The organism is Breoghania corrubedonensis, from assembly GCF_003053845.1.
GTDB classification, from domain to species: Bacteria; Pseudomonadota; Alphaproteobacteria; order Rhizobiales; family Stappiaceae; genus Breoghania; species Breoghania corrubedonensis.
This window is the reverse complement of the sequence record NZ_QAYG01000009.1, coordinates 126204-144629: the sequence shown is the minus strand read 5'-3', so window position 1 is coordinate 144629 and position 18426 is coordinate 126204. Positions and strand designations below refer to the sequence as shown.

At 66.2% G+C, this 18426-nt stretch carries 13 protein-coding genes; all 13 read left to right on the top strand.

Annotated features, from left to right (window positions below; all coding sequences use genetic code 11):
* Positions 1-76: 76 nt before the first annotated feature.
* The 13 genes from C8N35_RS19190 (at position 77) to ftsZ (ending at position 18330) form a co-directional block, all read left to right on the top strand.
* Positions 77-1813, top strand: a complete 1737-nt coding sequence (locus C8N35_RS19190) for a peptidoglycan D,D-transpeptidase FtsI family protein (RefSeq protein WP_210203606.1) — start codon at positions 77-79, stop codon at positions 1811-1813.
* Between the two features lie 254 nt (positions 1814-2067).
* The gene (locus C8N35_RS23935) at positions 2068-3555 is read left to right on the top strand and encodes a UDP-N-acetylmuramoyl-L-alanyl-D-glutamate--2,6-diaminopimelate ligase (protein ID WP_170122172.1); all 1488 of its coding nucleotides are present in this window, start codon (positions 2068-2070) and stop codon (positions 3553-3555) included.
* Positions 3552-4982 (top strand): UDP-N-acetylmuramoylalanyl-D-glutamyl-2,6-diaminopimelate--D-alanyl-D-alanine ligase, encoded by a 1431-nt coding sequence (locus C8N35_RS23930; protein ID WP_170122171.1) that lies wholly within the window; start codon positions 3552-3554, stop codon positions 4980-4982. The genes C8N35_RS23935 and C8N35_RS23930 overlap by 4 nt, the downstream gene beginning before the upstream one ends.
* A 17-nt stretch (positions 4983-4999) precedes the next feature.
* The gene (gene mraY / locus C8N35_RS19180) at positions 5000-6085 is read left to right on the top strand and encodes a phospho-N-acetylmuramoyl-pentapeptide-transferase (protein ID WP_107991339.1); all 1086 of its coding nucleotides are present in this window, start codon (positions 5000-5002) and stop codon (positions 6083-6085) included.
* A 42-nt stretch (positions 6086-6127) separates the two neighbouring features.
* The gene (gene murD / locus C8N35_RS19175; protein WP_107991338.1) at positions 6128-7534 is read left to right on the top strand and encodes a UDP-N-acetylmuramoyl-L-alanine--D-glutamate ligase; all 1407 of its coding nucleotides are present in this window, start codon (positions 6128-6130) and stop codon (positions 7532-7534) included.
* A 172-nt stretch (positions 7535-7706) separates the two neighbouring features.
* Positions 7707-8873 carry a putative lipid II flippase FtsW gene (gene ftsW / locus C8N35_RS19170; RefSeq protein ID WP_107991337.1) on the top strand — a complete coding sequence of 389 codons (1167 nt, stop codon included), beginning with the start codon at positions 7707-7709 and terminating at the stop codon, positions 8871-8873.
* Between the two features lie 96 nt (positions 8874-8969).
* Positions 8970-10079 (top strand): undecaprenyldiphospho-muramoylpentapeptide beta-N-acetylglucosaminyltransferase, encoded by a 1110-nt coding sequence (gene murG, locus C8N35_RS19165; protein WP_107991336.1) that lies wholly within the window; start codon positions 8970-8972, stop codon positions 10077-10079.
* A 532-nt stretch (positions 10080-10611) separates the two neighbouring features.
* Complete coding sequence (gene murC / locus C8N35_RS19160) at positions 10612-12057, top strand: UDP-N-acetylmuramate--L-alanine ligase (protein WP_107991335.1); 1446 nt, start codon at positions 10612-10614, stop codon at positions 12055-12057.
* The gene (murB, locus tag C8N35_RS19155; protein WP_107991334.1) at positions 12054-13016 is read left to right on the top strand and encodes a UDP-N-acetylmuramate dehydrogenase; all 963 of its coding nucleotides are present in this window, start codon (positions 12054-12056) and stop codon (positions 13014-13016) included. Before murC ends, murB begins: the two co-directional genes overlap by 4 nt.
* Before the next feature lie 251 nt (positions 13017-13267).
* Positions 13268-14191, top strand: a complete 924-nt coding sequence (locus C8N35_RS19150; RefSeq protein ID WP_107991333.1) for a D-alanine--D-alanine ligase — start codon at positions 13268-13270, stop codon at positions 14189-14191.
* Positions 14179-15087 carry a cell division protein FtsQ/DivIB gene (locus tag C8N35_RS19145; RefSeq protein WP_210203605.1) on the top strand — a complete coding sequence of 303 codons (909 nt, stop codon included), beginning with the start codon at positions 14179-14181 and terminating at the stop codon, positions 15085-15087. The genes C8N35_RS19150 and C8N35_RS19145 overlap by 13 nt, the downstream gene beginning before the upstream one ends.
* A 29-nt stretch (positions 15088-15116) precedes the next feature.
* On the top strand, positions 15117-16397 hold the full coding sequence (gene ftsA / locus C8N35_RS19140) for a cell division protein FtsA (protein WP_428977125.1): 1281 nt from the start codon (positions 15117-15119) through the stop codon (positions 16395-16397).
* Between the two features lie 157 nt (positions 16398-16554).
* The gene (gene ftsZ, locus C8N35_RS19135) at positions 16555-18330 is read left to right on the top strand and encodes a cell division protein FtsZ (RefSeq protein WP_107991399.1); all 1776 of its coding nucleotides are present in this window, start codon (positions 16555-16557) and stop codon (positions 18328-18330) included.
* The last annotated feature ends 96 nt before the right edge of the window (positions 18331-18426 follow it).

The window sequence follows — 18426 nt, the reverse complement described above, 5'->3', positions numbered from 1 at the left end:
CGGCCGCAGCCACAAGCCTGTTCACGAGCCACCGGTCCGCCTTGATCGCGGCGGTCCATCCCGAAGGAGCCTCCTGATGTCCCTCGCTGCCAGCGATTTCTCGCCGCTTGCCGCAAGTGCCCGATCTCGCGCCCAGGCTCCGCGCGTCTCGGCCGTCGTCTCCCGCTCCATGGCGGAGGATGCGGGCACCCCGGGCCGGGTGGTCGTGGTCATGGCGGTGTTCGCGCTGCTTTATGGATTGATCGCGCTGCGGCTCATCGATCTCGGCATGTCGGACGAAACGTCGTCATCGGGTTATATCGGCGCGCAGCAGGCGATCCTCGCCGCAAGGCCCGATCTGGTCGACCGCAACGGCGAGTTGCTGGCCACCGACATCAAGGCGCCCTCGGTCTATGCCGAACCGCGCAAGATCGTCGATGTGGACGAGGCGATCGACAAGCTGTCCTCCGTGCTTCCCGAACTCGGTTCGGATGCGATGCGCAAGCGGCTGGAAAGCGATGCCGGCTTCATCTGGCTCAAGCGCGAGATCACGCCGCTCCAGCGCGAGGCGATCCACCGTCTCGGCATTCCCGGTATCGGCTTTCTGACCGAAAACCGCCGCTTCTATCCCGGCGGGCCGACGGCGGGACACATCGTCGGCATCGCCAATGTGGACGAGCAGGGTATTGCCGGGCTGGAAAAATATCTGGACGGACAGGGCATCGCCGATCTCCAGCATTTCGGGTTCGCGACCGATCAGGCGCTGAAGCCGGTCCGGCTGTCGATGGACCTGCGCGTCCAGCATGTCGTGCGCGACGAACTCAGCAAGGCGATGGAGCGCTACAAGGCGATCGCCTCGGTCGGCATCGTGCTGGACGTTCACACCGGCGAGGTGATGGCGATGTCGTCGCTGCCGGACTACGACCCCAACGATCCGGGCGAGGCGCTGAAGCCGGAAAACCTCAACCGGGCGACGGCCGGCGTCTACGAGATGGGCTCCGTCTTCAAGAGTTTCTCCATCGCCATGGCGCTTGATTCCGGCAAGGTGACGCTCGACAGCAAGTACGACGCCACCAAGCCCATCCGCATCGGCGGCTTCACCATCCATGACTTCCACGGCACGCGCCGCGTCCTGACGGTGCCGGAGATCTTCGTGCATTCCTCCAACATCGGCACGGCGAAGATGACGCTCGATGTGGGCATCGACCAGCAGGAGAAGTTCTTCAAGCGCATCGGCCTGCTGGACAAGGTGGATACCGAATTGCCGGAAGTCGCCGCGCCGTTGCTGCCGCGCAAGTGGAGTGAAATCACCGCGATGACGGCCTCCTATGGGCACGGCATTTCCGTGTCGCCGATGCAGACCGCCGTGGCCGGCGTCGCGCTCATCAACGGCGGCATGCTCATCGAGCCGACCTTCTTCCCGCGCACCGCGACCGAGGCCGCGAAGGGCGCCAAGCGCGTGATCTCCAAGCGCGTCAGCGACATGATGCGATATCTTTTCCGGCTCAACGCCGTGGAGGGCTCGGGCAGGAACGCGCGCGTCGCCGGCTACATGGTCGGCGGCAAGACCGGCACGGCCGACAAGGTCGTCGACGGCCGTTATGCCCACGACAGGCGCCGCAATTCCTTCCTGGCGGCCTTCCCGATGGACGATCCGCAATACCTCGTTCTGGTCGTGCTGGATGAGCCGAAGCCGGAGGAAGGCAAATACTACGCGACCGCCGGCATGAACGCCGCGCCGACTGTCTCCAAGATCATTGCCCGTATCGCGCCGATGCTCGGTGTGGTGCCGCATATGAGCGAAGACAGCGATACGACCCTCGTCTCCTATTGAGCCGGCCGGTCAAAGGTGAAATACGAAGAACTGCCGGAGTAGCCCGATTCAGGCCGCGCGCGCGAGACCATGGCGCGGTGCCTGATCGTCTTCGGAAATGGTCGGTGAATGGATAAGGGACGTCATTCGCGATCCTTCGGGAACGTGGTGTCTTCTCGTGGCCTTGCAGCGTGTGCCCGTCTCCCCGTTGGGGGGAGGGGAACCCGGCGCGAGCCCGAAGAATGCGGATGGCCCATAGCCGATGCGGGAATCAAATGCAGCTTGAGAACATCATCGCCGACCTGCCTGTCTCCCTGACCGTGCCGAATGAGGCGCGCGCCCTGGAGGTCGCCTCGATCACCGCCGACAGCCGCAAGGTGGCGCCCGGCACCCTGTTCGCCGCCCTCAGGGGCGTGAAGGTGGATGGTGCGGCCTTTGCCGCCTCAGCCGTGGCCGCCGGTGCCGTCGCCGTGCTCGCGGGCCAGGATGCCGAGCTTCCCCCGCTCGACGTGCCGGTCATACGCGCCGACGATCCGCGCCGCGCGCTGGCGCTCATCGCCGCGCGCCTCGCCGGTGCGCAGCCGGAAACGCTTGTCGCCGTCACCGGTACGGCGGGCAAGACGTCCGTCGCCGTCTTCGTGCGCCAGATCTTCGATGCCGCCGGCCACCACGCGGCCTCTATCGGCACGATCGGCACCGTGACGTCCAGGGGAGCCCACTATGGCGGGCTGACCACACCGGACCCGGTGTCGCTGCACGCAACGCTCCGCGATCTGGCCCGCGACGGCGTCACGCATGCGGCGCTCGAAGCCTCCAGCCACGGGCTCGACCAGCGCCGGCTCGACGGCGTGACGCTCAAGGCGGCCGCCTTCACCAATCTGGGCCGAGATCACCTCGACTATCATCCGACTGTCGAGGATTATCTCCAGGCCAAGCTGCGGCTCTTCGATACGCTGCTGGGCGAGGGGGGCACAGCCGTCTACGATCCGGGCGAGACATATGCCGACCGGATCGCGGAAATCGCGAAGCGGCGCGGACTGAAGACGCTCACCGTCGGCGAGACGGGCGAAGACCTGAAGCTGGTGAGCGTGACGATCGAGGGTTTCCATCAGCGCCTGGTGATCGAGGCTGCGGGCAGGCGGTTCGATGTCGACCTGCCGCTGGTCGGCCGGTTCCAGGTTTCCAACGCGCTGATCGCGGCCGGCCTTGCGATTGCCGCCGGCGTTGCGGCGGATGTCGCCGTGCCGGCTCTTTCGCGTCTCGAAGGGGCGCCGGGTCGCCTGGAGCGGGTGGGTGCAAGCGACAAGGGCGCGCTTGTCTTCGTCGACTACGCCCACAAGCCCGATGCGCTCGACAACGCGCTTGGCGCGCTGCGTCCCTATGCGAGCGGGCGGCTCATCGTGGTGGTGGGCTGCGGTGGCGACCGCGACAAGGGCAAGCGCCCGATCATGGGTGAGATCGCTACGAAACGGGCCGACGTGGTGATCATCACCGACGACAATCCGCGCAGCGAAAACCCGGCCGAGATCCGCATGGCGATGATGAACGCGGCGCCGGGCGCGATGGAAATCGGAGACCGTGGCATCGCCATCCATGCGGCGGTCGAGATGCTCGAGGCCGGTGACGTTCTGTGCATCGCGGGCAAGGGTCACGAAACGGGCCAGATCGTGGGCGACACGGTGCTGCCGTTTTCCGATCACGAGGCCGTTCTGGCCGCACTTGCGGATTTTTCGCGGAAAGTCCCGAAGGAGACCCTTGGATGAGCGATGTGCTGTGGAGGCTCGACGATCTGGTGGAGGCCGTGTCCGGGCGCATCATAGGCGACCCGACGACGACGATCACGGGGATCTCCATCGACAGCCGCTCCATCCAGCCGGGCGAGGCGTTCTTCGCCATCAAGGGTGAGATCCGCGACGGGCACAAGTTCGTCGAAGGCGCGCTGAGCCGGGGCGCGGCGCTTGCCGTGGTGGCGGAGGACAGGCTGTCCGAGCTTCCCCCCGAAGGGCGCTACGTCGCCGTTCCCGATGTGCTCCAGGCGTTGCAGGATCTGGGCCGGGCCGCACGGGCGCGCACGAACGCGAAGATCATCGCGGTCACCGGCTCGGTCGGCAAGACCTCATCCAAGGAGATGCTGCGGCTGGCGCTGGCGAAAAGCGGGCGCACCCATGCCTCCGTCGCCTCCTACAACAATCACTGGGGCGTGCCGCTGACGCTGGCGCGCATGCCGGCCAATACCGAATACGGGGTGTTCGAGATCGGCATGAACCATGCCGGCGAGATCACGCCGCTCGTCGCCATGGTGCGGCCGCATGTGGCGATCGTCACGACCGTTGCGCCGGTTCATCTCGCCCAGTTCGTCTCGGTGGAGGACATCGCACGCGCCAAGGCCGAGATCTTCACAGGCCTCGAGCCGGGCGGCGTGGCGGTGCTCAACGCCTCCAACCCGCAGTTCGACCTGCTTCGGTTCCTGGCCAGCGTTGCCGGGGTGAAGGAGATCGTGACCTTTGGCGCCGACCGCGCGTTCGATGCCCATGTCACGCAGGTCGTGGAGCGCAGCGATTGCAGCTGCGTCTCGGGCCGTGTGCTGGGTGAGGATCTGACCTGGAAGATCGGCGCGCCGGGCCGGCATCTCGTCGACAATTCGCTCGCGGTGCTTGCCGCGGTGAAGAGCGCCGGCGCTGATCTGGCGCTGGGCGCGCTGGCGCTCGGCGAGATGGAGGCGCCGAAAGGGCGCGGCGAGCGGCATCAATTGACCGTTCGCGGCGGGACGGTCACCCTGATCGATGAAAGCTACAATGCCAATCCCGCTTCCATGCGCGCGGCCATCGCGCTTCTGGGGCGGGCCGGAGTGGAACGCGGCGGGCGGCGCATCGCCGTTCTCGGCGACATGCTGGAACTGGGGGAGCGGGCCGGCGAGCTTCACAGGGAACTGGCCGGACCGCTGGAGACGGCGCGCATCGACCTTGTCTACTGCGTCGGCCGGTCGATGCGGGAGTTGTGGGAGCACCTGCCGCAAACGAGGCGCGGAGAGTGGGTGGAGACCTCCGATGAACTGAAAAAGGACCTCCTCGCCGCGATACGGGCAGGCGATGCGGTCATGATCAAGGGCTCGCTGGGGACGAAGATGGGACCGCTGGTTTCCGCCCTCACCGACGCCTATGGCGCGAAACGGACCCGCGCGGCGTCGTAACGAACTGGGGCGAATGAATGCTTTATTTCCTGGTGGACCTTTCCAACGAGTTCTCCGCCTTTAACGTCTTTCGATACATCACCTTCCGAACCGGCGCCGCCATCATGACGGCGCTGTTGTTCGTGTTCCTGTTCGGGCCCGCCATTATCGCCGCGCTGCGCCTGCGCCAGGGCAAGGGACAACCGATCCGCGCCGACGGCCCGGCCTCGCACCTTCTCACCAAGAAGGGCACGCCGACCATGGGCGGGCTGATGATCCTGTCGGGGGTGCTGGTCTCCACGCTCCTTTGGGCGAACCTCGCCAATCCGTATGTCTGGATCGTGCTGTTCGTCACCATCGGCTTCGGCGGGATCGGCTTCTACGACGACTATCTGAAGGTCACCAAGTCGAGCCACAAGGGCTTTTCCGGCCGCTTCCGCCTGTCGCTGGAAGCGCTGATCGCGGTGATCGCCGCCTTCTGCATCTCGCTTCTCCAGCCCGAGCCGTTCTCCACCTCGCTGGCCTTCCCGTTCTTCAAGGACATGGTCGTCGATCTGGGCCTGTTCTTCATCGTCTTCGCCGCCTTCGTCATGGTGGGGGCGGGCAACGCGGTGAACCTGACCGACGGGCTCGACGGCCTCGCCATCGTTCCCGTCATGATCGCCTGCGGCTCCTTCGGCCTCATCGCCTACCTGTCGGGCAACAAGGTCTTCGCCGACTACCTGCAGATCAACTTCGTCATCGGCACCGGCGAGCTGGCCGTCGTCGCGGGCGCGGTGATGGGGGCGGGGCTGGGCTTTCTGTGGTTCAACGCGCCGCCGGCCGCCATCTTCATGGGCGACACCGGCTCGCTGGCGCTGGGCGGCATGCTCGGCTCCATTGCGGTCGCCACCAAGCACGAGATCGTACTCGCCATCATCGGCGGCCTGTTCGTGCTGGAGGCGCTTTCCGTCATCATCCAGGTGTTTTCGTTCAAGCTGACGGGCAAGCGGGTGTTCAAGATGGCGCCGATCCACCATCATTTCGAACATCTGGGCTGGACTGAATCGCAGGTCGTGATCCGTTTCTGGATCATCGCCGTGGTGCTGGCGCTCGTTGGTCTCGCCACCTTGAAACTGCGATAGGCCGGGGAAGCTGAGAGAGATCGGGGAAGTTGAGATAGATCGATGATCGAGGTCACTTCATTCGCCGGCAGATCGGTCGCACTGTTCGGGCTCGGGGGCTCCGGCCTTGCCACGGCGCGTGCGCTGATGGCCGGCGGCGCGCACGTCTTCGCATGGGACGACGCCGCCCCCTCGCGCGAAAAGGCGCAAGCCGCCGGCATCGCGCTCACCGATCTGTCTGCCGCCGACTGGTCGACTTTCGATTGCCTGGTGCTCGCCCCCGGCGTGCCGCTGACCCATCCCGAGCCGCACTGGACGGTACGGGCCGCCAACGACGCCAATATCGAGATCATCGGCGATCTGGAGCTGTTTGCCCGCGAACGCCGGGTGCGTCCGGGTATCGGCGGGGGCGCCGGGAATGATTGCCCGTTCATCGCCGTCACCGGCACAAACGGCAAGTCGACCACCGTCTCGCTGATCACGCACCTTTTGAAACATGCCGGGCGCGACGTGCAGCTCGGCGGCAATATCGGCACGCCCGTGCTGGCGCTCGCCCCCTTCGTTCCCGGCCGGACCTACGTGGTGGAGTGCTCCTCCTTCCAGATCGATCTGGCCCCCGGGCTCGCGCCCGATATCGGCGTCCTGATGAACATCGCGCCCGACCACCTCGACCGGCACGGCTCGATGGACAATTACGTCGCCATCAAGACGCGCCTCGTCGCGGCCGGGCGCAACGCGGTCATCGGTGTCGATGACGCCATTTCCGCCGGCATCGCCGATCAGCTCGACGACGGGCTCGGCCGGGTGCGCCGGATTTCCGCGACGCATGCGGTGGAGGGTGGCGTTTATGCCGATGGCACCGTGCTTTACGAAGTGGTGAAGGGCGAGGCGGTGGAGGTCGCCGATCTCACCGGCATCGATACGCTGCGCGGCGCGCACAACGCCCAGAACGCCGCCGCCGCCTTCGCCGCCTTGCGTCTCCTTGGGCTCGATGCCGACACGATCGCGGCGGGGCTCGCCACGTTCCCGGGCCTGCCGCACCGCATGGAGATCGTGGGACGGCGCGGCAAGGTGCTCTTCGTCAACGATTCCAAGGCGACCAACGCGGATGCCGCCCAGCGCGCGCTCGGCTCCTTCGATCGCATCTACTGGATCGCCGGCGGGCGGGCCAAGACGGACGGGATCGACAATCTCACCGACTGGTTTCCGCGCATCGTCCATGCCTATCTGATCGGCGAGGCGGCCGAACGGTTTGCCGCCACGCTGGGCGATGCGGTACCCTGGACGATGAGCCGGACGCTGGAGGCGGCCCTTGGCGACGCCACGCGGGCAGCCAGCGCCGATACCCATGGCGAGCCGGTGGTTCTGTTGTCGCCGGCCTGCGCCAGCTACGACCAGTATTCCAGTTTCGAAGAGCGCGGAGATGCCTTCCGCGCGGCCGTCGCCGCGATCGACAGCGTCGTCGCGTGACGCGGGAAACGGTCTTCGACAGAATTTTCCGCCGGGGATGACGCCCGGATCGCCCTGAAGCATGCCGCGGTCGAGCGGGCGCGGAACGCATGCTCCAGCACTATGAAACCCGGCAACCTTTCCACCCTCGGCGGATCGCCTCGGGGCGGGTTGCTTCACACGAGGAAACCAGATGGCCAGCCGCGTGGACCGCAGCGCCTTTTCGGAATGGCTGTGGACGGTCGACCACCTGTTGCTTGCCGGCTTCGTCGCGCTGATGCTCGGCGGCGTCGTGCTGTCGTTCGCCGGGTCGCCGCCGGTGGCCGAACGCCTGGGGCTGGAGCCCTATTTCTTCGTCAAGCGTCAGGCCTTGTACCTGTTTCCCGCGCTCGCCGTGATGCTCGGCGCCTCCATGCTCACGCCGCGCATGGTGCGTCGTGCGGCGTTGGTCATCTTCGCGCTCGGCCTGGTGGCGCTGGTGCTGGTTCTGTTCACCGGGGTGGAAGTGAAGGGCGCGCGGCGCTGGATCGATATCCTCGGCTTCTCCATCCAGCCGTCGGAGTTCATCAAGCCGGCCTTCGTCATTCTCATCGCCTTCCTGCTGTCGGAAGCGGGCAAGCGGCCGGAGGTGCCGGGCCGGCTCTTCTCCATCCTGCTGTTCGTCATGGTGGCGGCGCTGTTCATCGCCCAGCCCGACTTCGGCCAGACCATGCTGCTCCTGATGGTGTGGGCGGCGCTGTTCTTCATGGCCGGGTTGTCGTGGGTCTGGATTGGCGCGCTGGGGCTGCTCGGCGTGGCGAGCCTCGGCTCGGCCTACATGCTGCTGCCGCACGTCACCGCCCGTATCAACCGCTTTATCAATCCCGGCTCGGGCGACACCTATCAGGTCGATACCGCGCTGGAGGCGATCGTGCAGGGCGGGTGGCTCGGGCGCGGACCGGGCGAGGGGACGGTGAAGCGCATCCTGCCCGACAGCCACACCGACTTCATCTTCGCCGTGGCGGCGGAGGAATTCGGCATCATCATGTGCATCGTCCTGCTTTCGGTCTTCGCCTTCGTGGTGCTTCGCGGCCTCACCCATGCGCGGCGCGAGCCCGATCCCTTCGTGCGGCTGGCCACCGCCGGACTGATGGTGATGTTCGGTATCCAGTCGGCCATCAACATGGCCGTGAACCTCAACATGATGCCGGCCAAGGGCATGACGCTTCCCTTCATTTCCTATGGCGGCTCGTCGATGCTGGCGGTGGCGCTTGCCATGGGCTTCGTGCTGGCACTGACGCGCAAGCGTCCGCGTCCCAGCCGCACCGCACCGGTGGTCGTGCGCCGCGTCGCGCGTGTGCCGATCGATCCCGTCAAGTGAGTTCGGCCCGTCAAGTGAGTGCGGGATGAGTAGTCCGGGCACGCGGACGGCCTCAACCGATCAACGCCTGTTTCGATCAACGAATGAAATGATCCCATGGAAAAGACGATCCTGCTGACCGCCGGCGGCACTGGCGGCCACCTGTTTCCCGCCCAGGCGCTGGCCGGCGAGCTTGCCGCGCGCGGCTTCGTGGTGGAACTCGCCACGGATGAGCGCGCCGACCGTTACGGCCAGTCGTTTCCGGCCCGCAAGATCCACATCGTCTCGTCCGAGACCGTGCGCGGCAAGAGCCCGGTGGCACTGGCCAGGACCGCCTTCGCGCTTGCGCGCGGCTTCTTTCAATCGCTCGTCATCCTGCGCCGGCTGAAGCCCCGGGTCGTGGTCGGTTTCGGCGGCTATCCGACCTTTCCGCCGATGATGGCGGCCCGTGTTCTCGGCATTCCGACGATCCTGCACGAACAGAACGCAGTGATGGGGCGGGCGAACCGAATGCTCGCGCGCTTCGTCACCGGCATCGCCCAGAGCTTCGCCGAAACCCGGCTTGCCGAGCCGTTTGCCGCCAAGGCCGGCCATACAGGCAATCCGGTGCGCCCGGCGGTGATCGAGGACGCGAAGACGTCCTACGATCCGCCATCGCTCGACAAGTCGTTCCGGCTTCTGGTCTTTGGCGGTTCGCAGGGCGCGCGGTTCTTTTCCGAGATGATCCCGGATGCGCTGGCGGAACTCGATCCGACGCTTCGCCAGCGGCTTGCGCTCGTCCAGCAATGCCGGCCGGAGGATATCGACCGGGTCCGCGCGCGCTACGACGAGCTGGGCGTGGATGTGAGCCTTGCGCCGTTCTTCGTCGACATGCCGGCGCGTATTGCCTTGAGCCATCTGGTGATCTGCCGGTCCGGCGCCTCGTCGGTGGCGGAATTGTCGGTGATCGGCCGGCCGTCGATCCTGGTGCCGCTGCCCCATGCGCTCGATCAGGACCAGAGCGCCAATGCGGAAGTGCTGGAGGAGGCGGGCGGTGCCTGGTGCATCCCGCAGGCCGACCTTACCGCGCGCCGCATGGCGAAGGAGCTGGCGGAGCTGATGGACGATCCGGACCGCCTGATCGCGGCGGCCAATGCCGCCCACACGCAAGGCCGCCCCGACGCGGTCAAGCGGCTGGCCGATCTGGTGGAACACGTGGCCGGAGGCGGCAAGGCGTCTGTGTACTGAGGGCCGCGATGGTGTGGTGATCCGTACCGGTGACGAGTCCGGGTTTCTCAGGCGACCTGTGCGGGTGCCGCTTGCGCTCCTCTCCCCCGCAAGGGGGGAGAGGGGAGCAAGTGGTGGCGACACGGAGCACGACAGACCGCCGCCCGCCCTCTCGGTTTGTCATTCCCGCGCAGGCGAGTATGGAAAGAAGAATAGCGGGCCGAAACGGCGGAGAAGATCCGTGTTGGTTCGGCAAGCACCCCTCTCCCCCCTTGTGGGGGAGATGTCACGCGATCCGCGTGACAGAGGGGGGTAACGCCGCTTGCTCCGAACCTGCTGCTTCACCCCCCTCTGTCGGCCAAGGCCGACATCTCCCCCGCAAGGGGGGGAGAAGGGCGCAAGCGGCACTGTCACGGAACCTGACCTGCCCCGCCGTCTTCCTCCCGCCCCACTATCCACCGCCCCTCGCGAGGGGGGCGACAAGTACGCGGAATTGCGCTAACGCTCCCCCTTTCGGGCGCGCGCGCCAGTTGAGACAATCAGGAGTTCCATCATGAAAATGCCGCAGGATATCGGGGCGGTGCATTTCGTCGGTATCGGCGGCATCGGCATGAGCGGTATCGCGGAAGTGCTGTGCCGGCTCGGCTACCGCGTGCAGGGGTCCGATCTGTCGGAAAGCGCCAACGTCCAGCGGCTGCGCGACAAGGGCATCGAGGTTCATGTCGGTCACAGCGCGGAGAACCTGAAGGAAGCCCGCGTGGTGGTGGTCTCCTCCGCCATCAGGCGCGACAATCCGGAACTGGTGGCGGCGCGCGAGCGCTCGCTTCCCGTGGTGCGTCGCGCCGAAATGCTGGCGGAACTGATGCGCTTCAAGCAGGCCATCGCCATCGGCGGCACCCACGGCAAGACCACGACCACCTCGATGGTGTCCGCGCTGCTCGATGCCGGCGGCTTCGATCCGACCGTCATCAATGGCGGCATCATCAACGCCTACGGCACCAACGCGCGCATCGGCGAGGGCGACTGGATGGTGGTGGAAGCGGACGAGAGCGACGGCACCTTCGTCAAGCTGCCCGCCGATATCGCAGTCGTTACCAACATCGATCCCGAGCATCTTGATCACTACGGCGATTTCGACGCCGTGCGCGCGGCCTTCATGCAGTTCGTCGAGAACGTGCCGTTCTACGGCTTTGCGGTGATGTGCCTCGACCATCCGGAAGTGCAGGCGCTGGTCGGGCGCATCGAGGATCGTCGCATCGTCACCTACGGCGCCAACCGCCAGGCCGACGTGCGGTTTGAAAACGTGCGCCCGGAAGGCGGCAAGACCCATTTCGATGTGGTCATCCAGGATCGCATTTCCGGCCGCCACGTGGAGCTTTCGGATCTCGTGCTGCCGATGCCGGGTCTGCACAACGTGTCGAACGCCACCGCGGCGATCGCGGTCGCCGACCATCTGGGCATCTCGGGCGATGCGATCGCGAAGGGGTTGGCCGGCTTTGGCGGCGTCAAGCGGCGTTTCACTCCGACGGGAACCTGGAACGGTGTCTCGATCTTCGACGATTACGGGCATCACCCGGTGGAGATCCGCGCCGTACTGGCGGCCGCAAGCGCCGGTGCCCAGGGGGCGGCCGGGCCGGCGGGCGGCGGCAAGGTCGTCGCCGTCGTCCAGCCGCACCGCTACACGCGGTTGCAGAGTCTGTTCGATGATTTCTGTGCCTGCTTCAACGATGCCGACACGGTCATCGTCGCGCCCGTCTATCCGGCCGGCGAAGCGCCCATCGAAGGCGTCGACCGCGATGCGCTGGTCGCCGGCATCCGGGCGCGCGGGCACCGCAACGTGCATGCGCTGGAGGGGCCGGAGGCGCTCGCCGCATTGGTTGCGGAGGTTGCGGAGCCGGGCGATTTCGTCGTCTGTCTCGGTGCCGGTTCTATTTCGCAGTGGGCCTATGCGCTGCCGGGCCAATTGGAGGCATTGTCCGGCGGGGAGGGCGAACGTTGAGTTTTCCCGATCTTCTGGAGGGCCTTGGCCGTGAAGCGTTCGACTGCGTGCGCGGTCGGCTTTTGCCGAACCAGCCGCTGGGCCCTGTCACATGGCTGCGCGTCGGCGGCCCGGCGCAGCTTCTGTTCCAGCCCGCCGACGAGGCCGATCTCGCCGCCTTCATGAAGGTGCTGCCCGAGGATGTGCCGGTGCTGCCCGTCGGGCTCGGGTCCAACCTGCTGATCCGCGATGGCGGCGTGCCGGGCGTCGTGGTCCGGCTGACCGGCAAGGGCTTCGGCCATCTGGAACCGGTCGGCGAGACGCGGCTTCGCGTCGGTGCTGCGGTGCCCGACAAGCGGCTCGCCCAGGCCGCACTTCAGGCGAAGCTCTCCGGTTTCGCCTTCTATGCCGGCATTCCGGGCGGCGTCGGCGGCGCGCTCAGGATGAACGCCGGAGCGCACGGCGCGGAGACGCGCGAGCGCATGGTGGAGCTCAATGCGGTCGACCGGTCCGGCACCGTCATCCGGCTTTCCAATGCCGACATGGACTATGCCTACCGTCACTCCGGCCAGCCGGGCGACCTGATCTTTACCTCCGCCGTCTTCGAGGGCGTGCCGGGGGAGGCTGAGGCCATTCAGAGCGAGATGGAGGCCGTGACCGCGCACCGCGAGAAGGCGCAGCCGATCCGCGAGAAGACCGGCGGCTCGACCTTCAAGAACCCAGCCGAAAATTCCGCCTGGAAAGTGATCGATGCGGCGGGATGTCGCGGGCTTGCCGTCGGCGACGCCCAGATGAGCGAGATGCACTGCAACTTCATGATCAACCGGGGCGAGGCGAGCGCGCTCGATCTGGAGACGCTGGGCGAGACGGTCCGGGCCCGCGTTCTGGAGAATTCGGGTGTCAGGCTGGAATGGGAGATCAAGCGGCTGGGCCTGTTCGAGGCGGGCAAATCGGTCGAACCGTTTCTCGGCCGGGGTTAACGGACAGGGTAAAGAATTTCGTAATTTATCCCCACCCCGGGACGTTCGGTCGGGTTTTGAATTTTCGACAAATGCGAGGGAATTCGAAGGGGATTCGAGGGAAATTCGAGACAAAAATTAATCGACCACAAAAATTGACGAAACGCGTTCAGATCCTGGTTAGGTTAACACTTTCTAACGAATTTTAACCGCATCATGTCCCGATAAGGCCCGAACAAGGGGCCGCGTAACACGGGAGCTTGAGTGCGGTCATGACGAAGCATGTCGCAGTGCTGATGGGTGGGTGGTCGTCGGAACGACCGGTGAGCCTGACATCCGGCAAGGAGTGCGCCGATGCGCTGGAGGCGCGCGGCTATCGCGTGACCCGCGTCGACGTCGGCCGCGACATTGCCACGGTGCTGACGAGCTTGCGCCCCGACGTCGCCTTCAATGCCCTGCACGGTCCCTTCGGTGAAGACGGCTGTATCCAGGGGCTGCTTGAAATCCTTGAGATTCCCTACACCCATTCCGGCGTCATGGCGTCGTCGCTGGCCATGAACAAGGACCGCGCCAAGGCGGTGATGAAGGCCGCCGGCGTGCCAGTCGCTCCGCATCGGATCCTGGACCGGCTGGAGGCGGCGCGCGAACATCCCATGAAGCCGCCCTACGTGATCAAGCCCGTCAACGAGGGCTCGAGTTTCGGCGTGCTCATCGTCGGCGAGGACCAGCAACATCCGCCCCAGCAGCTCTATTCTTCCGATTGGCCCTATGGCGACCGGATCATGGTGGAACGCTATGTAGCGGGCCGCGAATTGACTTGTGCGGTAATGGGTGATGTTGCGCTGGGCGTGATCGACATTGTGTCCGATCGGCATCAGTTCTACGACTTCGACGCAAAGTACGCGCCCGGCGGATCAAAACACATCCTGCCGGCGGAAATTTCACCAAATATTTACCATGAAGTACAGAAATTGACATTGAAGGCGCATCAGGCACTCGGGTGCAGGGGCGTCTCCCGGGCCGATTTCCGCCTCGATGACAGGCTTCACGGTACCGGCGAACTGATTTGCCTGGAAGTGAACACGCAGCCCGGCATGACGCCGACCTCCCTTGTTCCGGACATGGCGGCCCACGCGGGTCACTCGTTCGGGGAGGTGGTGAGCTGGATGGTGGAGGATGCAAGTTGCTCGCGCTAGGAAAGCGACGGAACGACAAGGCGAACGAGACGGCGGGGACCGGCATGAAGCCGGGCCGCGGAGTCGCGCGCCTCAATCGTCGTCCGGTGTGGCGCGAGGCCGGCTTTCTGGCGCACCTTCCGGTCTGGACGGGCACCGCCGGCGCGCTCGGCTTTCTGGGTGCCACCGTGCTCTACGGCATGATGCTGGGCGGGTACACGCAGGCGGCGACCGACGCGCTCACCGCGGAAGCCGGGTTCTCCATCAAGGCGATCCAGCTTTCCGGCCAGCGCGAGACGACCGAATTCGAGATCCTGGAAGAGCTTGAAATCCCGAACGGTTCCTCGCTCCTGACCTTCGATGCGGCTGCCGCGCGCCAGCGCCTTCAGCGCAACCCGTGGGTGCGCGACGTCTCGGTCCAGAAATTCTATCCCGGCACGCTCAAGGTGTCGCTGTCGGAACGGGTCCCGTATGCGCTGTGGCAGCGCGGCAAGATCGTTTCGATCATCGACCGCGACGGCACGGTGATCACCGACGAGGTGAAGGAACGCTACGCCAACCTGCCACTGGTGGTGGGTCACGGGGCGCAGAAGGAGGCGCCGCAGATCCTGGCCGAACTCGACGGCGTGCCGGAACTGCGTTCGCGGGTTCGCGCCCTCGTGCTGATCGCCGAGCGCCGCTGGAACCTCGTGTTGGAAAACAACATCACGGTCAGGCTGCCGGAAGACGGTGTCGACGAGGCGCTGCGCTACCTCGTGCGGCTCGACCAGGAAAAGGGTCTGCTGTCGCGCGACATCACCGCCGTTGATCTCAGGCTCAAGGACCGCATCGTCGTCAGGCTCGCCAAGGACGCAAAGCTCAACCGTGGCGGTGACCAGTCCGGGGTCGCGGTCTCTCGAAAGGGAGCGGATACATAATGTCTGTCGCGTCTCCCTATCTGCCGCGCATGAAGCCGCTGCCGGCGCGCCGGTCGGTCATCGTTTCGGTGCTCGATATCGGGTCGACCAAGGTGTGCTGCCTGATCGCAAAGCTCACCCCGCACGAGGATAGCGATGTGCTGCCCGGCCGCACGCACGCGGTCGAAGTTCTGGGCTACGGCTATCAGCGCGCCCGGGGCATCAAGTCCGGCGTGGTCGTCGATCTGGATCTCGCCGAGCAGGCGGTCCGCCAGGCGGTCGACAGCGCGGAGCGGATGGCCGGGGTGACGGTTGAATCGCTGATCGTCAACACCACCTGCGGCCGCCTGGCTTCGGAGATCTTCTGCGCCAGCGTGCCGCTTGCCGGCGACGCGGTGAGCGAGGCCGACATCCAGCGCGTGCTGGCGGCGGGCGGCGAGCATTTCGCGGTCGATGACCGCGCCATCGTGCATGCGCTGCCGATTTCCTACACGCTCGACGGCAATCGCGGCATCCGCGATCCGCGCGCCATGATCGGCCGCAAGCTCGGCGTCGACATGCACGTGGTCACGGCCGAATTCCCGCCGCTCAGGAACCTGGAGCTTTGCATCAACCGCGGGCACCTGAAGGTGGAGACGATGGTCGCCACGCCCTATGCGAGCGGTCTTGCGACGCTGGTCGACGACGAGGCCGAACTGGGCGTCGCCTGTATCGACATGGGCGGCGGCACGACGACGCTTGCGGTCTTCGTGGAAGGACAGGCGGTGCATGTGGATGCCATTGCTGTCGGCGGTCACCACGTCACGATGGACATCGCGCGCGGTCTTTCGACCCGGTTGCGCGATGCCGAACGCATCAAGACGCTTTACGGCAACACGCTGCCGGGCGGCGGCGACGATCTCGATCTCATCTCCGTGCCGTCGGTGGACGACAGCGACATGCCCCAACAGGTGCCGCGCTCGGTGCTGACGCGGATCATCCGGCCCCGGGTGGAAGAGATCCTGGAATTGGTGCGCGACCGCCTGAACGCATCCGGCTTTGCCGGCCAGGTCGGCAAGCGCGTCGTGCTCACGGGCGGCGCCAGCCAGTTGAACGGCATGGCGGAACAGGCGCGCCGGGTGATGGGGCGCAACGTGCGCCTCGGCAGGCCACTGGGCATCGTCGGCCTGCCGGAAGCAGCCAAGGGACCGGCCTTCGCGGCCTCGGTCGGTCTTCTTATCTATCCGCAGGTCGCGCAGATCGAACAGTTCGAGCCGGATCGCCGCCAGTGGCGGATGACCGGAACCGGGTATTTCGGCCGGGTCGGCCGCTGGATCCGGGACAGCTTTTAGAGCGGCCGGAAGGCGCTTTAGATCAAGGCCAGGGGGCGGCAGCTCCCGCCGTCGAGGAAGCGACGGGTGCTGCAGCAAAACGCCGGCCATGGCCGGTAACGAGGACGAGGAAGCCGGAGCGCCCGCAAGCGGGCGTGCCAAGGATTACGAGGAAGTCATGACCATCAATCTCCAGATTCCCGATATCACGGAGCTGAAGCCGAGAATCACGGTCTTCGGCGTTGGCGGCGCAGGCGGAAACGCCGTCAACAACATGATTCAGGCCGGCCTGCAGGGGTGCGACTTCGTTGTCGCCAACACCGATGCGCAGGCCCTGACGCTCTCCCAATCCGACCGCGTCGTGCAGATGGGCGTGGCGGTGACGGAAGGCCTTGGCGCCGGATCCCAGCCGGAAGTCGGCCGTGCGGCCGCCGAAGAAGTGCTGGACGAGATCAACGATCACCTGGCCGGTGCCCACATGGTGTTCATCACCGGCGGCATGGGCGGCGGCACCGGCACCGGTGCGGCGCCTGTCATCGCCCGGGCGGCCCGCGAGCAGGGCATCCTGACGGTTGGTGTCGTCACCAAGCCGTTCCACTTCGAGGGTCAGCGCCGCATGCGCCTTGCCGAGCACGGCATCCAGGAGCTGCAGCAGTCGGTCGACACGCTGATCGTCATTCCGAACCAGAACCTGTTCCGCATCGCCAACGAGCAGACCACCTTCGCCGACGCCTTCGCGATGGCCGACCAGGTGCTCTATTCGGGCGTGGCCTGCGTCACCGACCTGATGGTGAAGGAAGGCCTTATCAACCTCGACTTCGCCGATGTGCGCTCGATCATGCGCGGCATGGGCAAGGCGATGATGGGCACGGGCGAATCCACCGGTGACAACCGCGCCATGCTGGCCGCGGAAGCCGCGATCGCCAATCCGCTGCTCGACGAGACCTCGATGAAGGGCGCCAAGGGCCTGCTGATCTCGATCACCGGCGGCCGCGACATGACGCTGTTCGAGGTGGACGAGGCTGCGACCCGGATCCGCGAGGAAGTCGACGAAGACGCCAACATCATCATGGGCGCGACCTTCGACGAGAGCCTGGAAGGCACCGTTCGCGTCTCCGTGGTGGCCACCGGTATCGACCGCGAATTCCGTGACGACGTCTCTCCCGCCGAAACCCGCATGTCCGTGCTGACCGAGCGGCTGAAGGCGGTGAGCGCGCCGGAGCCGAAGAAGCAGGAGCGGATCCAGCAGCCGGTCGCCTCCAGGCCGGCTCCTGCCGCAGTGGTTGCCGAAGACGCGCTGGAAGCCGAGCTATCCGGCCACCATCGGCCGACCTCCGTGGCATCCGATCCCGACGTGACCATCGAGGCCTACCAGCCGAACCCGGGTGTTGTTTCCCAGCGCGACATGCCGCTCGATTTCGACGAGGTTCCGGCCGCGCCGGCGCCCCGCGAAGAGCCGGCGGCCGAGCCTTACATCCCCCCCACCGCGGAAGCGGTCACGGGCCGTCGCATGCCGGAGATCGACGACTTTCCGCCGATCGTCCATGCCGAGATCCGTCAGTCGATGGGTGTCGCGGCCGAAGAGCATGAGCACGCCCATGCCCCCGCGCACGGTCACGGCTACGAGGAAGAAGACGACCGTCGGCCGATGAGCCTGCTGCGCCGTCTGGCTTCCGGTCTCGGTCGCCGTGAAGAGCACGAAGACTACGTTCACGAAGAGCAGGCCTACGAGCCGCAGCCCGTGCCTCAGCAGGCTGCGCCCCGCCAGGCCGCTCCCCAGCCTGCAGCGCCCCAGCCGGCGCCGCAGCCTGTCCACAATGAGTACGCCAAGCGGCCGACCCAGGCCGCCGCCGGGCGTCTCGACCCGCATGGCCGGCCCGCTCCGCAGGCCCGCCAGCAGACCGAGGATGACCAGCTGGAAATCCCGGCCTTCCTGCGCCGTCAGGCCAACTGACGACGCAGATACTTCCTCGACTTCCTCGTGGCAGCGGCCCGGCATTCGCCGGGCCGTTTGTCGTTTGCGCAAGCCGGGGAGGGCGAATCGCGTCAT

Excerpts from the sequence above, each read along its gene's own strand:
- mraY (WP_107991339.1), top strand. The coding sequence starts at position 5,000 with ATGCTTTATTTCCTGGTGGACCTTTCCAACGAGTTCTCCGCCTTTAAC.
- ftsZ (WP_107991399.1), top strand. The coding sequence starts at position 16,555 with ATGACCATCAATCTCCAGATTCCCGATATCACGGAGCTGAAGCCGAGA.
- C8N35_RS23930 (WP_170122171.1), top strand. The coding sequence starts at position 3,552 with ATGAGCGATGTGCTGTGGAGGCTCGACGATCTGGTGGAGGCCGTGTCC.
- ftsA (WP_428977125.1), top strand. The coding sequence starts at position 15,117 with ATGAAGCCGCTGCCGGCGCGCCGGTCGGTCATCGTTTCGGTGCTCGAT.
- ftsW (WP_107991337.1), top strand. The coding sequence starts at position 7,707 with ATGGCCAGCCGCGTGGACCGCAGCGCCTTTTCGGAATGGCTGTGGACG.
- C8N35_RS23935 (WP_170122172.1), top strand. The coding sequence starts at position 2,068 with ATGCAGCTTGAGAACATCATCGCCGACCTGCCTGTCTCCCTGACCGTG.
- C8N35_RS19190 (WP_210203606.1), top strand. The coding sequence starts at position 77 with ATGTCCCTCGCTGCCAGCGATTTCTCGCCGCTTGCCGCAAGTGCCCGA.
- murG (WP_107991336.1), top strand. The coding sequence starts at position 8,970 with ATGGAAAAGACGATCCTGCTGACCGCCGGCGGCACTGGCGGCCACCTG.
- C8N35_RS19150 (WP_107991333.1), top strand. The coding sequence starts at position 13,268 with ATGACGAAGCATGTCGCAGTGCTGATGGGTGGGTGGTCGTCGGAACGA.
- murD (WP_107991338.1), top strand. The coding sequence starts at position 6,128 with ATGATCGAGGTCACTTCATTCGCCGGCAGATCGGTCGCACTGTTCGGG.
- murC (WP_107991335.1), top strand. The coding sequence starts at position 10,612 with ATGAAAATGCCGCAGGATATCGGGGCGGTGCATTTCGTCGGTATCGGC.